Origin of the sequence: uncultured Thalassospira sp. (assembly GCF_963976115.1) — a bacterium.
Classification (GTDB): domain Bacteria; phylum Pseudomonadota; class Alphaproteobacteria; order Rhodospirillales; family Thalassospiraceae; genus Thalassospira.
This window is the reverse complement of record NZ_CAXBJJ010000018.1, coordinates 38,173-52,226: the sequence shown is the minus strand read 5'-3', so window position 1 is coordinate 52,226 and position 14,054 is coordinate 38,173. Positions and strand designations below refer to the sequence as shown.

At 55.3% G+C, this 14,054-nt stretch carries 13 protein-coding genes; 6 read left to right on the top strand and 7 right to left on the bottom strand.

The window, feature by feature from the left end:
* The first annotated feature begins 50 nt into the window (after positions 1-50).
* Together AAC086_RS20050 and AAC086_RS20045 are read left to right on the top strand one after the other, a co-directional pair.
* Entirely contained in the window at positions 51-890 is an 840-nt protein-coding gene (locus AAC086_RS20050; protein WP_339781411.1) for a transporter substrate-binding domain-containing protein, read from the top strand.
* Between the two features lie 379 nt (positions 891-1,269).
* The gene (locus tag AAC086_RS20045) at positions 1,270-1,956 is read left to right on the top strand and encodes an ABC transporter substrate-binding protein (protein ID WP_339781410.1); all 687 of its coding nucleotides are present in this window, start codon (positions 1,270-1,272) and stop codon (positions 1,954-1,956) included.
* Between the two features lie 40 nt (positions 1,957-1,996).
* Here AAC086_RS20045 and dapB read toward each other — a convergent pair whose 3' ends face one another.
* Positions 1,997-2,797 carry a 4-hydroxy-tetrahydrodipicolinate reductase gene (dapB, locus tag AAC086_RS20040; RefSeq protein ID WP_339781409.1) on the bottom strand — a complete coding sequence of 267 codons (801 nt, stop codon included), beginning with the start codon at positions 2,795-2,797 and terminating at the stop codon, positions 1,997-1,999.
* A 182-nt stretch (positions 2,798-2,979) separates the two neighbouring features.
* Complete coding sequence (locus AAC086_RS20035) at positions 2,980-3,879, bottom strand: aldo/keto reductase family oxidoreductase (protein WP_339781408.1); 900 nt, start codon at positions 3,877-3,879, stop codon at positions 2,980-2,982.
* A gap of 94 nt (positions 3,880-3,973) precedes the next feature.
* On the opposite strand from AAC086_RS20035, the gene AAC086_RS20030 reads away from it, so the two are divergent.
* Positions 3,974-4,897 carry a LysR family transcriptional regulator gene (locus AAC086_RS20030; protein ID WP_339781407.1) on the top strand — a complete coding sequence of 308 codons (924 nt, stop codon included), beginning with the start codon at positions 3,974-3,976 and terminating at the stop codon, positions 4,895-4,897.
* A 17-nt stretch (positions 4,898-4,914) separates the two neighbouring features.
* Here AAC086_RS20030 and AAC086_RS20025 read toward each other — a convergent pair whose 3' ends face one another.
* A complete protein-coding gene (locus AAC086_RS20025; protein WP_339781406.1) occupies positions 4,915-5,397 on the bottom strand; it encodes an Rrf2 family transcriptional regulator in 483 nt (160 codons plus the stop codon).
* A 173-nt stretch (positions 5,398-5,570) separates the two neighbouring features.
* Between AAC086_RS20025 and AAC086_RS20020 the strand changes: the two genes are divergently transcribed.
* The gene (locus tag AAC086_RS20020) at positions 5,571-6,473 is read left to right on the top strand and encodes an NAD(P)/FAD-dependent oxidoreductase (protein WP_339781405.1); all 903 of its coding nucleotides are present in this window, start codon (positions 5,571-5,573) and stop codon (positions 6,471-6,473) included.
* Positions 6,474-6,710: 237 nt separating this feature from the next.
* Here AAC086_RS20020 and dnaJ read toward each other — a convergent pair whose 3' ends face one another.
* The 3 genes from dnaJ to AAC086_RS20005 all read right to left on the bottom strand — a co-directional run bounded on the left by dnaJ (position 6,711) and on the right by AAC086_RS20005 (position 10,564).
* Positions 6,711-7,850, bottom strand: coding sequence for a molecular chaperone DnaJ (gene dnaJ / locus AAC086_RS20015; RefSeq protein ID WP_339781404.1), 1,140 nt, complete (start codon positions 7,848-7,850; stop codon positions 6,711-6,713).
* Positions 7,851-7,956: 106 nt separating this feature from the next.
* On the bottom strand, positions 7,957-9,867 hold the full coding sequence (gene dnaK, locus AAC086_RS20010; protein WP_339781403.1) for a molecular chaperone DnaK: 1,911 nt from the start codon (positions 9,865-9,867) through the stop codon (positions 7,957-7,959).
* Between the two features lie 313 nt (positions 9,868-10,180).
* Positions 10,181-10,564 (bottom strand): DUF2244 domain-containing protein, encoded by a 384-nt coding sequence (locus AAC086_RS20005; RefSeq protein WP_339781401.1) that lies wholly within the window; start codon positions 10,562-10,564, stop codon positions 10,181-10,183.
* A 399-nt stretch (positions 10,565-10,963) separates the two neighbouring features.
* Here AAC086_RS20005 and nth point away from each other — a divergent pair, with 399 nt between their 5' ends.
* Positions 10,964-11,605 carry an endonuclease III gene (nth, locus tag AAC086_RS20000; RefSeq protein WP_339781459.1) on the top strand — a complete coding sequence of 214 codons (642 nt, stop codon included), beginning with the start codon at positions 10,964-10,966 and terminating at the stop codon, positions 11,603-11,605.
* Positions 11,606-11,681: 76 nt separating this feature from the next.
* On the opposite strand, the gene AAC086_RS19995 is transcribed toward nth, so the two are convergent.
* Positions 11,682-12,965, bottom strand: coding sequence for a penicillin-binding protein activator (locus AAC086_RS19995; RefSeq protein WP_339781400.1), 1,284 nt, complete (start codon positions 12,963-12,965; stop codon positions 11,682-11,684).
* 68 nt (positions 12,966-13,033) lie between these two features.
* Between AAC086_RS19995 and rsmI the strand changes: the two genes are divergently transcribed.
* On the top strand, positions 13,034-14,053 hold the full coding sequence (gene rsmI, locus AAC086_RS19990; protein ID WP_339781399.1) for a 16S rRNA (cytidine(1402)-2'-O)-methyltransferase: 1,020 nt from the start codon (positions 13,034-13,036) through the stop codon (positions 14,051-14,053).
* Position 14,054 lies beyond the last annotated feature (1 nt).

The following is a 14,054-nucleotide window of genomic DNA, read 5'->3' as shown; positions in this document are numbered from 1 at the left end:
TGATCACTGCTACCCTGAGGTTATATCTCATTAGAAGGGAGCATCCCGGCGTGGCAACCCTCGGGAAACGATTTTGTTTTGCAGCATTGCTGACCGGATTAATGGTGGCAATGTTCAGCCTGTCTGCCCGCGCCGATCCCCCGAACCTGCCATCGACGACCCACCGTAACCTCCCTGTTGATCTGCGAACCACCGAATGGCCCCCCTATAGCAGCGAAACCCTGCCGGGTCAGGGCATTGCCAGCATTATTGTGCGCGCCGCCTTCGCCCATGAAAAAATTCCAACACGTATCGCGTTCATGCCCTGGCAACGCAGCCTGCAACAATTTGACACAGATATTTTACCCAACCCCAACCAACGCGCCGATGCCATTTTCCCGGTTTATGCCGATCCGCAACGTCAGGAGCATTTTTTTCTGTCACGGGCAATCGTTCACAGCCCGGTGGGGTTTGTATATTACCGCGGAACCAGCTTTGACTGGCAAACCCTTGATGATTTGAGCCACCTGACCATTGGTGTTGTACGCGGATATGCCAATCGCGCCGATTTTGACCGACGGGTCGATCAAGGACTGTTACATGTTGTCAAAGCCCATGACGACATAACCCTGCTGCGTCTTCTCTCGGTGGGCCGGGTTGATATTGCGGTGATGGATCAACTGGTGATGCGCCATATCCTTGATACCAAACCGGATTTTTCGCAAAATCGGCGCTGGTTCTATTTTCATCCCAATATCCTGGAAAACAAAACCCTTCATGTCGGCTTTCGCCGCACCGCCGCAGGCAAAGCCCTGCGTGAAGCCTTTGATCGCGGTTTGCGCGCCCTGCAATGTCCCGACAATGATTGCCCGGTCTTGCATATTCCCGCCAACCGGTTTCCAAGCAATTAGCACCTTTGCCCTTTAAAAAAGGTGCGATCCGATGTGTTTTTCAAGACAGCCGGATAACAAAACACACTGTCCCTCAGGCAGGGATGATCGCAATCGCCGAGAGCACAAAATGACAAGGCGATGACAAAATCGCCCTTACGCCTGAAAACCCTTGTCTGTGGCGAAAACTGGTTAACACTTGAATATAGGATCAGGCTTCGGCGGGCAATTTTTGTGCCGGTCAAATTTTCTGCACACCAAAACGGGTCAGGGGATGATGATCATAACACTCAAAAAAACCGGATGGCGCAGTTTACTGCCCGTATTATTGATGGGTTTTGCCCTGTGTGTGCCATCTCGCGTTTTCGCAGCCGACACACTTTCCGAACCGTTCGCCGGCATGACCGTGCGACTCGCCTCTCTCGACTGGCCCCCCTACACGGGTGAAAACCTGCCCGGCGAAGGGACAAGTGCCATCATTTCCCGCCATGCCTTCGCGGTAAGCAACATTGACATGACAACCGTTTTCTATCCGTGGCGACGTGTGCTTGACAGCCTTCAGTCCGACACCACCGTGGTTGGCTATTATCCCGAATACAAAACCGCCCGGCTGGAACAGAAGTTTTATTTTTCCGATTCAATCGGAACCAGCCCGCTGGGTTTTGTCTATTTGGCAGAAACGGCATTTAACTGGTCCGTTCCCGACGATTTGAAAAACTGGCGCGTCGGGGTGGTTGCCGGATATGTCAATCAGCCGGTTTTTGACCAGATGGTGAAAAATGGCGAACTGCACACACTGGCCGCCAATGACGACCTGACCTTGCTGCGCCTGCTAAATGCCGGACGTATTGATGTTGCGGTCATGGACGAACAGGTTCTGCATTATTTGACCAGAACCACACCCGAACTTTCCCCGGCCGCCCGGAAATTTGTTTTCCATCCCCGCAAGTTAGATACCAAAACCCTGCATGTGGCGTTTCGCCGTACCGACCTGGGCCAGAAGTTACGCGACCTGTTCAATTACGGCCTCCACCATCCCGACAAAAGTTTGATCTCCTCGGATTCCGCAAAGCTGTTATCGCAATAGGCAGGGCCGGTTTTTTACGGGCCTGCACGGAATGACCTGTTTAAAGCCCCAGAATATCCTGCATCGAATACAGCCCGGCATCCTTGCCAAAGGCCCATTTGGCAGCCCGGACGGCCCCCTTGGCAAAGACTTCGCGCGACGATGCCTTGTGCGTGATCTCAATACGTTCGCCTTCGCAGGCAAAAATAACCGTATGATCGCCCACCACATCGCCGCCGCGCAGGGTGGCAAAGCCAATGGCACCGTCTTCGCGCGCACCGGTATGCCCGTCACGCGCGCGTACCGCCACATCATCTAACGCCACACCCCGGCCTCTGGCGGCGGCTTCACCCAGCCCCAATGCCGTGCCCGAAGGCGCATCAACCTTGTGCTTGTGATGCATTTCCACAATTTCGATATCGGCCGTATCCTTATCAAGGATTGCGGCAACCTTTTCGACCAGTGCAAAGGCCAGGTTAACGCCGACACTCATGTTCGGGGCAAAAACAATCGCGGTTTTTTGCGCTGCCTGTTTGAGCTGTTCTTTCTGATCCGCCGACAGACCGGTGGTACCGATCACCAGAACCGTTCCGGTTTCTGCCGCCAGTGCCGCATGTTTCATCGTGGCTGCCGGAGTGGTGAAATCAATCACCGCATCGACATCGGTAAACAGCGCTTTGGGATCATCACCAATGGCAACACCACATTCTTCCAACCCGGCAATCAGGGCAATGTCCTTGCCAACAAATGCGCTGCCCGGCAAGTCCGTGCCGCCACCAATGTCGCAGCCGTCGGTTTTGGCCGTTTCCACAACCAGCATCCGTCCCATACGTCCGGCACATCCGACAATCCCGATTTTCATTCCGGCCTCCTGAAGGCAAAATCCATCCAATATAATGTTTGCTTTAGCACATCATGCCAGCCGATGAAATGACAGGAACCGCGCAGAAACCCCGGTCACAGCAAAAGGGGCGATGCCGGTTGCCACCGCCCCGATTTTTGTCCCATCAACCATGTTTCTAAAACAGCAACATGTTTTATCGTTCAGGAATGCCCCCCGGCAGAGCCATCCCTGGCAGCGTGCCAGACGCCGTCAAGTTCGGCAACAATTTCAGGCGTCAGGGTGGCAGCCGATGCCGCAATATTTTCATGCAAATGCACGACCGACGAGGTGCCGGGAATAAGCAAAATATTGGCCGCACGCTGCAACAACCATGCAAGGGCAACCTGCATCGGCGTCAGGTTCAGACGGGCGGCAATATCGGACAAAATCTGCGATTGCAACGGCGAAAATCCGCCCAGCGGAAAGAACGGCACATAGGCAATATTCTGCTGTGCCAGATCGTCAATCAACGCATCATCATGGCGATACGCCAGGTTATACTGGTTTTGAACACAGGCAATATCGGTAATTGCCTGTGCTTCGCGAATCTGCGTTGGCGTCACGTTGCTAAGGCCCAAATGCCGGATCAGTCCCTGTTTTTTCAAATCCGCCAGAACCGACAACGGCTCGGCAATCGATCCCTCTTCCGGGCCATGCAAACCATGCATACTGCGGAAATTAACCACATCAAGCGCCTCAAGGCCAAGATTGCGCAAGTTATCATGCACAGCAGCAGTCAATTCTTCGGCCGACAAGGCCGGTATCCAGCCGCCCTTTTCATCGCGTCGCGCGCTGATTTTGGTCACAATCAGCAAATCATCGGCATAGGGGTGCAATGCCTTTTTGATCAGCTGGTTGGTCACATGTGGGCCGTAAAAATCGCTGGTATCAATATGGTTGATTCCGGCCTCAAGGGCGGCGCGCAACACATTTTCAGCCCCTGCGGGGTCGCGCGGCGGGCCAAAAACCCCGGGACCAGCCAGTTGCATGGCGCCATATCCCATCCGTTTTACGCTATGGCCTGCAATCTCGAATGTGCCTGACTGTTCAATAATAGACATGTGAAACCTCCTTTGTGGCTAGCCTTAAGCTAGTCCTTGCCATGCTGATCGACAATCGGGCACAATCAGAACAACTTGTACGGATAGCTGAACAATGAATGTAGATCTCGGCGAACTGAATGCTTTTATTACAGTTGCGCGTGCTGGTGGTTTTCGCGAAGGCGCACGCCTTAGCGGGGGCAGTGCATCCGCGCTTAGCGATGCCATACGCCGCCTTGAAACGTGCCTTGGGGTGCGGCTGTTTAACCGGACCACCCGCAGCGTTTCGCTGACCGAGGCTGGTTCAAGCTTGCTTGAACGGTTGGAACCCGCCCTTGGCGAAGTTGAAAATGCGCTTGATGTGGTGAATGGCTATCGCGACCGCCCGGTCGGGACGCTGCGCCTGAATGTGCCGGTCAGTGCTGCGCGCCTGGCGCTCCGCGAAATCATCCCGGCCTTTCTCGCCCGCTATCCCGATATCCTGCTTGAAATCATTACCGAGGAAAGTTTTGTCGATCTGGTAACAGCAGGGTGCGATGCAGGTATTCGCTATGACGAACGGCTGGAACAAGACATGATCGCCCTTCCCATCGGCCCGCGCACACAACGTTTTGCCGCCGCCGCCGCACCATCCTATCTTGCTCGGCATACACCACCGCAGCACCCGCAAGATCTTCTGGATCACGCCTGTATTCGCGGCCGTTTTGCCAGTGGTGCGATGTTTCCGTGGGAATTTGAAAAAGACGGCGAATCGGTTATGTTGGCCGTGAACGGCCCTTTCATCATGCGCCCCGGCGGCGGAACCGACCTTGCTGTTGATGTCGCCAAATCAGGCATCGGCATTATTTATCTGTTTGAAGACTGGCTTCAGCCTTATTTTAAAGACGGATCACTGGTTCCTGTCCTGCAAGACTGGTGGCCATCCTTTCCCGGACCCAAACTTTATTATCCGGGGCGGCGACTGGTGCCGTCCCCTTTGCGCGCCTTTATCGATTTTGTGCGCGCCTGGCCCGCATCGCCGCCAGCAGCAGGGTTATAAATATAAAATCCCGGCCCTCACACCTTGGTTTCGTCCGTGGCATGGGCATGCCCAAAGCGCTGTGCTTCAACGGGGTAATCCTGCAATCGCCGGTCAAAATCGGCGGCAATATCGGCCAGAGTGATGGTGGCAAACCGATCCAGCAGCAAGGTGCGCGCCAGACCCAGCGTGTCATCAATGGCGCTGTTCACGGCCTTTTCGACCAGGCAATCGGGTTCATCCTCGGCATTGCCAATGGCAAATAACGGCGGTTCGCCCAGTGCGGTATAAATATCGCGCAGGCTGATCTCTGACAGCCCCCGCGCCAGCCGCCACCCGCCACCATGACCCTTTTCCGAGGTGACCAGCCCCACCTTGCGCAATCCCCCCAATGTTCGGCGCACCACCACCGGGTTGGTGCGCAGCATTGTGGCAATTTCTTCCGATGTTGCATGTTTGCGATGGCGGTCCAGATGGATCAGCACATGCAACATTCGGGAAAGACGGTGGTCCTGTCTCATCGGTTCTGGCTCCTGCTTTTCTGGCGGTGGTTTTAGCAAATTTCACAATACGTAACAAACAAAGTTACAAAAATTCTTGACGCATTGCTTTTACCTCGATTATGAAACTTCATAAGTTACATAAAATTCTGCGGTGACTTTATCCGCAAATCCGCATCTTGAAAGGACGCGTCATGGAACAGGATTACGATGTGATTGTCATCGGCGGCAGCTTTGCCGGTATGTCTGCCAGCCTGCAACTGGCCCGTGCCCGGCAACATGTTCTGGTGCTTGATGGCAGTTTGCCCCGCAACCGCTTTGCCAAAGCCTCGCACGGTTTTCTGGGGCAAGATGGCCGTGCGCCAAACGACATCCTCGCCGACGCGCGTGCCCAGCTTATGAAATACCCCACGCTGTGCTGGAAAAACGACCTTGCCATTGCCGCCCGGCGTCGCGGTCGCTTGCTTGAAGTTGACACGCAAGAAGGCCTTAAACTATCGGCCCGCGCCCTGATCCTGGCCACCGGCGTTGCCGACACACTGCCCGATATTCCCGGCATCGCCGAACGCTGGGGCGGATCGGTATTTCATTGCCCCTATTGCCATGGTTACGAATTAAACCAACAGCCTGTTGGCGTTCTGGCCAGTTCGGCACTGGCCATGCATCAGGCCTTGATGCTGCCCGACTGGGGACCGACCACCCTTTTCCTCAATAACGCGTTTGATCCCGATGAAACCCGGTTATTGCAACTGGCACGCCGGAATGTCACGCTGGAGCGCACCCCTGTTCGCAAAATTACCGGCGACAATGCCACGGTGGTCCTTGAAGACGGGCGCGAAATCAACCTTGCCGGCCTGTTGATCCAGACCCGCACCGACGTCACAAGTCCGCTGCCCCGCCAGTTGGGCTGTACATTTTCCGATGGCCCCCTTGGCGCTTTTATTCAAACAGACGCCATGATGGAAACATCCGTTCCCGGCGTTTTTGCCTGCGGCGACAACATGCTTGGCGCTGGTTCAGTGGGGTTGGCTGTGGGCAACGGCGTTCGTGCGGGCACCGCCGCCCATCGTTCTCTGATTTTCTGGGATGATATCTAAAGCACATTTCCTTTAATATGACCCGTTTTGTTTGTTTTTGGCGTGTCGTTTGGCAAGGCACAGCGCGCTGCGCGATGCGGCGCATCGGGCGAGCGGTGTAACGCCGCCAAACACCGCCAAAGATAAACCCCCGAAGGTTGATGTCCAACTTTCGGGGGTCAGTTCAAAATCATGCGGGGGTTTATCTGTTGTCAGCGCAATGTCATTGGCATCGGCAAGCCCGTCAAGCCAAAGCAATCAGTCCGTCAGGTCTTTCCAGATTTCTTTCATCTTGGAAAAGAACCCTTCGGATTCCGGGTGACTGCCATCTTTCCGCGAAATGTCGTCAAATTCGCTCAGAAGCTCTTTTTGCCGTTCCGACAAATGAACCGGCGTTTCGACACTGACCTCGACAAACATGTCACCGCGCGCTTGTGAACGCAGCACCGTCATGCCCTTGTTGCGCAAACGTAACTGCTGGCCTGACTGGGTGCCGGCCGGAATGTTAATTCGCGTGCGCGTGCCTTCGATGGTCGGAACTTCAATCGTTCCGCCAAGGGCGGCCTTGGTCATGGGGATCGGAATCCGGCACAGCAAATTAGCCCCTTCGCGCTGGAAGAAGCGATGCGGCTGAATATCAAGGAAGATATACAGATCGCCCGAAGGTGCATTATGCGCCCCGGCTTCACCTTCACCCGCCAAACGAATGCGCGTACCATCCTCGACCCCGGCGGGAATCGTTACCTGCAGGTTCTTTTGTTTTTCAACCCGACCCGCCCCGTGGCAAACCTTGCACGGGTTTTTAACGATCTTGCCCTGTCCATGACAGGACGGACAAGTGCGTTCAATGGTAAAGAATCCCTGCTGGGCACGCACCTTGCCATGCCCGTTACAGGTCGGGCAGGTTACCGGCTGCGAACCGGATTCAGCCCCGCTGCCATCACAGGCGTCGCACTGAACTGACCCGGGAATGGTGATTTCCGACTTTTTGCCGTTAAAGGCATCTTCGAGCGAAATCGCCATGTTATAGCGCAGATCAGCCCCGCGATTGGACGATGCGCCACGACGGCCACCGCCCCCCATGGCACCGAAAATTTCGTCGAACACGTCGGCAAAGCCGCCACCGCCAAAGCCGCCACCAAACGGGCCGCCCCCACCGCCAGCACCACCCTGTTCAAAGGCCGCATGGCCGAACCGGTCATAGGCTGCGCGCTTGTCGGCATCCTTAAGAACGTCGTAAGCTTCGCTGACTTCCTTGAATTTTGCTTCGGCAGCGGTATCGCCCGGGTTTTTATCCGGGTGGAATTTGACTGCCATTTTACGATATGCGCTTTTGAGCTCGGCTGCGCTGGCATCCTTGCTCACGCCCAAAAGCTCGTAATAATCCTGTTTCGCCATCCGTTACTCCGGAAATACGGGCGGGCCGTCGGCACATTTCACATTTGTGCTGAACGGCCCGTCACGAGTTACAGGGCGGCGTGCATAGACGACCGCACCGGTCGCCTTACTTGTCTTTTTTGCTGTCGTCGACTTCTTCAAAGTCGGCATCGACAACGCCATCGTCAGCCTTTCCGGCAGAATCAGATGCTTTCGCACCGCCTTCTTCTGCCTGCTGGGCCTGATACATGGCTTCGCCAAGTTTCATGGCGGCCTGCTGAAGTTCGTTGATCTTGGCGGTGATCACCTCGGGGTCTTCACCGTCCCTGGCTTCCTTAAGGGCAGCCAGGGCATCCTCGATCATGGACTTGGTGTTGGCGTCAACCTTGTCACCATGTTCAGCAATGTTCTTTTCGGTCGAATGAACAAGGGCTTCGGCCTGGTTACGGGCTTCGACCAGCGCCTTGCGCTTTTTGTCGCTGTCCGCGTTAGACTCGGCATCCTTGACCATTTTTTCGATTTCATCATCCGACAAACCACCAGATGCCTGAATGCGAATCTGCTGTTCCTTGTTGGTTGCCTTGTCTTTGGCCGACACATTGACGATGCCGTTGGCATCAATGTCAAAGGTGACTTCAATCTGCGGCACACCACGCGGGGCGGTCGGCAAACCAACCAGGTCAAACTGACCCAGCATCTTGTTGTCTGCGGCCATTTCGCGTTCACCCTGGAACACACGAATGGTCACAGCAGTCTGGTTGTCTTCCGCGGTCGAGAAAGTCTGCGACTTGCGGGTCGGAATGGTCGTGTTGCGGTCGATCAGGCGGGTAAACACACCACCAAGGGTTTCAATACCCAGCGACAGCGGCGTTACGTCAAGCAGCAGAACGTCTTTAACGTCACCCTGCAACACACCGCCCTGAATAGCAGCACCCAGTGCCACAACTTCATCAGGGTTCACACCCTTGTGCGGTTCACGACCAAAGAATTCCTTAACGCGTTCCTGAACCTTCGGCATACGGGTCATGCCGCCCACCAGGATCACGTCATCAATTTCGCCTGCCGAAATACCGGCATCCTTCAACGCGGCTTTACACGGCGTGATGGTGCGATCAATCAGGTCGCCAACCAGGGCTTCGAGTTTTGCACGGCTAAGTTTGACATTCAGGTGCTTCGGACCCGCCTGGTCTGCGGTAATGAACGGCAGGTTGACTTCGGTCTGCATCGAGGATGAAAGCTCGATCTTGGCCTTTTCAGCGGCTTCTTTCAGGCGCTGCAGGGCCAGACGGTCCTTGCGAAGGTCAATCTGCTGTTCTTTTTTGAACTCGTCCGCCAGATAATCAATGATCTGTTTGTCGAAGTCTTCACCCCCAAGGAAGGTATCGCCATTGGTTGATTTAACTTCAAAAACGCCATCGCCGATTTCCAGAACCGAGACGTCAAAAGTACCACCGCCAAGGTCATAAACAACAACCGTGCCGCCTTCTTTTTTGTCCAGGCCATAAGCCAGGGCAGCAGCGGTCGGTTCGTTGATGATACGCTTGACTTCAAGACCGGCAATTTTACCGGCATCTTTGGTCGCCTGGCGCTGCGAATCGTTGAAATATGCCGGAACGGTAATCACAGCTTCGGTCACCGGCTCGCCCAGGTGGGCTTCGGCGGTTTCTTTCATCTTCTGCAGGATCATTGCGGAAATCTGGCTCGGGGCCATTTTTTCGCCATTGACTTCAACCCATGCGTCGCCGTTTTCACCGCCAACAATTTTGTACGGTACCAGATCTTTGTCTTTTTCGACTTCCGGGTCACCCATGCGACGGCCAATCAGGCGCTTGATCGCAAACAGGGTGTTTTCCGGGTTGGTCACAGCCTGGCGTTTCGCCGGCTGACCCACAAGACGCTCACCATCATTGGTGAATGCCACCATCGACGGGGTGGTACGTGCGCCTTCGCTGTTTTCAATAACCCGGCCTTCTTTACCATCCATCACTGCAACGCAGGAATTGGTAGTGCCAAGGTCAATGCCGATAATCTTGCCCATAATTCGTTCCTCTTTTAGCGGCCGGCCCGTCCCGCAGCCTTCGCCTTGAAGCGCCGCGCAGGACCTCCTGGGACCAATGGTTGTAATAGCGTTTTGTCCACGGGGCAATTACCCCGCGCACCTATATATGAAAGTCAAAACAAAGTCGCAAGCCGTGAAAATGGGGATTCTTTACGGTTTTTCGCTGCAAACGACCCTGCACCGGCCATATCGGGCCACAGAGTCCCGCCTGACAACAGCCTTTCCGGCCATTTCCGGCTGATTTGCGCGGTTTTCAGGCTTAACTGAGCATCGCTGTTTTTTTGCACCATCGTCAAAGACGCATCCCGTCCCGGCAAATTAAAAGCTTCTCGCGCAAAATATTTGCCAGTTCCTGCTTGGCATCCTCGCCCAAAAACGGGGCAATTTCCATATCGCGGCCATGACTGCGCAAGATCAACATGCTTCGATTGGCATCCGCAGGCGTCATAACCACCTGCAACCAGTAGGTCTGAAAATCAAATTCCTCGCGCACACCGTGGGCCGATATGCGGGTCAGCCGCAAAACACTGCGCCGCAATTCAATCATTTCACCACGCCGGGCCGCCTTGAAATTCAAATGGAAAGCAAAAGACAAAATCGCAACGTCAATTCCCATAAAACCGGCAATCGGCCACGCCCCCATCGACCAGAACATCAGCCCCAGCGATGTGGTCACCCCGCCCACACACACAAAACAAGCCTGCGAGCCCCGCGCCGCGTCAAGGATCGCTGGGGGTGAAGATCGGTTTTGAAAACCGGCTTTTCAGTTCGCGGTAGGGTTGGCATTGTTTTACGTCCTGCACCAAAACCGGCATCGCCCTTGCAATATTGCCGATCGCCATGGCGCATGTTCCAATTGGGCATCTGTCAGGGCAAACGGGCGCCGTTCCCTCGGGCAACGATCCTATGATGGCGGAAATTCTGGAATCACTCCAGTCTGATCGCAAACAAAATTCGACCTTCCCGCGCACACGACATATAAATAGCATCAATCAAAAAAACGACGGCCAATACCACCCCATTGCCAAAGCGCCATAAAAAGCAGAGAGCCATGTCCCTTCCAACGTCCCGCCCGATGAGCAAAGCCGCCATCGAAGAATTTTTCCAGCGCCTGTCCGATGCCGACCCGGAACCAAAGGGCGAGCTGGATTACACAAATGTCTATACTTTGCTGGTCGCCGTTGCCTTATCGGCGCAGGCCACCGACATTGGCGTTAACAAGGCGACCAAAAAGCTGTTTGAAATCGTTGCCACCCCGCAAGACATGCTCGACCTGGGCGAAGAAGCCCTGATCAGCCATGTGCGCACCATTGGCCTGTATCGCGGCAAGGCCAAAAACATTATGGCCGCGGCGAAAATTCTGGTCGAAAAGCACGGCGGCATTGTGCCCAATGATCAGGACGCGCTGGAAGAACTGCCTGGTGTGGGGCGCAAAACCGCCAATGTGGTGCGCAACATCGCCTTTGGCGAACCCACCATTGCGGTCGATACCCATATTTTCCGCCTTGGCAATCGCACCGGCATGGCCAAGGGCAAAACCCCGCTTGCCGTAGAAAAAGCGTTGGAAAAGAAAATCCCCAAACGGTTTTTGCATCATTCACACCACTGGATGATTTTGCATGGCCGTTATATTTGCAAGGCCCGCAGCCCGCGTTGCCCGGACTGCATTGTCAGCGACCTGTGTAATTTCAAAGACAAAACACCCGCCGCGGAATAGCCGGGCGGGTGTGTTTGCAGTGTTCACGTAAGCCGTCGCTTAACAGTTCAGGCCGTTTGATCCGGTGGCTGGCAGATTAAAACACCGCATCAAATGACGGCGGGGCCGGGCTGACCATTTTTGCGCCGCTGCGCGAAATCTGCATCACGGCATAGCCCCGCTGGGTACGGCCATCGGCCGTCAGGCGAAACACACCGTCGATCCCGGAAAAGCCCAATACATTGGTCAAACCCGCCATTGTAATACCGGTATCGGACCCGGCCAAAACCGCCGCCAGCGCCGTACTGTCATAAGACAGGCTGGCAATACGCGGGGGTTCGGACCCGAATGTTTTCCGATAACGGGCGGAAAAAGCATTCCAGTTGCCCGGTTCCGGGGCTGCAAAAATGCCGCCATTCAGGGCCGGTTCGGCAAACAGGCCCGGATCATTCCAGCCAAATGTGCCGATATACTGAACATTGGCCGGATCAACATCATAATAGGCCAAAAGGGCCGATACCTGACGCAGATCGCCCCCGGTGGCAGGCAGGATCAACGCATTGAAATCCGGCTCGCCCAATGTATCAAGGCCCCCCAGACGCTGTAACGCCCGCTGGGATGCACTGTCGCCCGCCGCAGCCAGTTCGCGCTTGCGTGACAGCAAGGCGGCATGACGCTGGTCATAGCGGGCAAAATTCTTAACCGTCTGTTCCATCGCATCACTACCCGGCTGATAGAAGGCCACCGGCCCCATGCTGCCCCCGGCGCTGGTGATGATCTGATCTAGCGAGGCTGAAATCTGTCGGCCATAATCGTTTTGCGGCAACAGGGCGGCAAAGCGATATTTGCCCTGACTGACCGAATAGGCCGCTGCGCGTTTGATCTGGTCTTCCGGCGACAGGCCATTGACCCAAACGCCAGGTTCGGCGGCACGGATATTATTGGAAAAGGATAAAACCGGGATATTGGCCTGTTTGGCCACTTCACCCGCACCGCTGACCGAATCGGAAAACAGCGGCCCTAAAATCAGCTTCGCCCCGGCTGTAATTGCCTTTTGCGCGGCCAGTCGCCCCCCTTCATAGCTGCCTTCGGTATCAATCGGCAGCAAGACAAAATCATCGCCCGCAGCATCAAACAATGCCAGTTCGGCTGCATGGCGCATCGCCCGGCCCAGATCGCCGTGCGGGCCAGATAAAGGCAATAACAATGCTACCCTTTTATCGGTGGTGGCAGCATCGTCGTTATAAAGACCGGAAAGAACCTGCCCATCGCCCGGCATTCCGTCAAACGGGCTGGGTTCTCCAATCAAATCCTGATTGGGGGCCCGTGTCGCCGCGTCGGGTCCGTTGTTGGTAACCACGGGGGCGGGCTCACGTTGCATGCCCATCATGTCCGTGATAGTCGTGTCTGAACTGCACGCGCCAAGCCCTAGCGAAAGGACCAACACAGATGCCGTCCGGCACGCAAACCGGCGCAACGCCGAATGACCGTTCATCGTCGCAGACGGATGAAGTTTCGGAAAACCCACTCTCTTCACCTCCCAATGGCGTTATTTCTTCGCAGGGTAATGCGGGCGATCCGGCAAGTAAACCGGATCAAACAGGGAATGATAAAACCTTGCCATTATCAGCCGGGCTTTATCTGGTTGCTACTCCAATTGGAAATTTGGGCGATATTACGTTTCGTGCGGTCGATATCCTTAAACGGGCCGAAATTATTTTGTGCGAGGACACCCGCACATCAGGCAAGCTTTTGTCACGTTTCGGCATAAAGACCAAACGTATTGCCTATCACGAACACAACGCCGAAAAAATGCGCCCGGAAATCATGGATCGGCTTGGCAAAGGCCAGGCCATTGCCCTGATTTCAGATGCCGGAACCCCCCTGATCAATGATCCGGGATACAAACTGGTGCGCGACTGTCAGGCGGCAGGCCACACGGTAACGACGGCCCCCGGGGCTTGTTCCCCGATTGTGGCGCTGATTTTATCGGGCCTGCCCAGCGACCATTTTTTCTATGGTGGATTTTTACCGCCCAAATCAATGGCCCGGCAAAAGGAACTGACCCGGTTTGCCAATATTCCCGGTTCGCTGATTTTTCTCGAAAGCCCCAAACGCCTGGCCGCCTGCCTGCGCGACATGGCCGATTGCCTGGGCGGCGAACGCCCCGCTGCCGTCACCCGTGAACTGACCAAACTGTTCGAGGAAATCCGCCCCGGCACCCTGTCAGAACTGGTTGCCCATTATGACGAAGCCGGTGCCCCCAAAGGCGAAGTGGTCATTGTGGTCGGCCCCGCCCCCGCCGGGTCCAACCTTCCCACCGCCGATGAAATTGACGACCGGCTGCGCATTCTTTTGCAAAGTAACCGGACCAAGGATGCCGCCGATATTCTGGCGCGCGAAACCGGGCTTAAAAAACGCGACCTTTATAATCGCGCCCTGGAACTGGGGCAGGATGAGGATGACTGAT

Excerpts from the sequence above, each read along its gene's own strand:
- AAC086_RS20045 (WP_339781410.1), top strand. The coding sequence starts at position 1,270 with ATGACCGTGCGACTCGCCTCTCTCGACTGGCCCCCCTACACGGGTGAA.
- dapB (WP_339781409.1), bottom strand. The coding sequence starts at position 2,797 with ATGAAAATCGGGATTGTCGGATGTGCCGGACGTATGGGACGGATGCTG.
- AAC086_RS20035 (WP_339781408.1), bottom strand. The coding sequence starts at position 3,879 with ATGTCTATTATTGAACAGTCAGGCACATTCGAGATTGCAGGCCATAGC.
- AAC086_RS20030 (WP_339781407.1), top strand. The coding sequence starts at position 3,974 with ATGAATGTAGATCTCGGCGAACTGAATGCTTTTATTACAGTTGCGCGT.
- AAC086_RS20025 (WP_339781406.1), bottom strand. The coding sequence starts at position 5,397 with ATGAGACAGGACCACCGTCTTTCCCGAATGTTGCATGTGCTGATCCAT.
- AAC086_RS20020 (WP_339781405.1), top strand. The coding sequence starts at position 5,571 with ATGGAACAGGATTACGATGTGATTGTCATCGGCGGCAGCTTTGCCGGT.
- dnaJ (WP_339781404.1), bottom strand. The coding sequence starts at position 7,850 with ATGGCGAAACAGGATTATTACGAGCTTTTGGGCGTGAGCAAGGATGCC.
- dnaK (WP_339781403.1), bottom strand. The coding sequence starts at position 9,867 with ATGGGCAAGATTATCGGCATTGACCTTGGCACTACCAATTCCTGCGTT.
- nth (WP_339781459.1), top strand. The coding sequence starts at position 10,964 with ATGAGCAAAGCCGCCATCGAAGAATTTTTCCAGCGCCTGTCCGATGCC.
- AAC086_RS19995 (WP_339781400.1), bottom strand. The coding sequence starts at position 12,965 with ATGCAACGTGAGCCCGCCCCCGTGGTTACCAACAACGGACCCGACGCG.
- rsmI (WP_339781399.1), top strand. The coding sequence starts at position 13,034 with ATGCCGTCCGGCACGCAAACCGGCGCAACGCCGAATGACCGTTCATCG.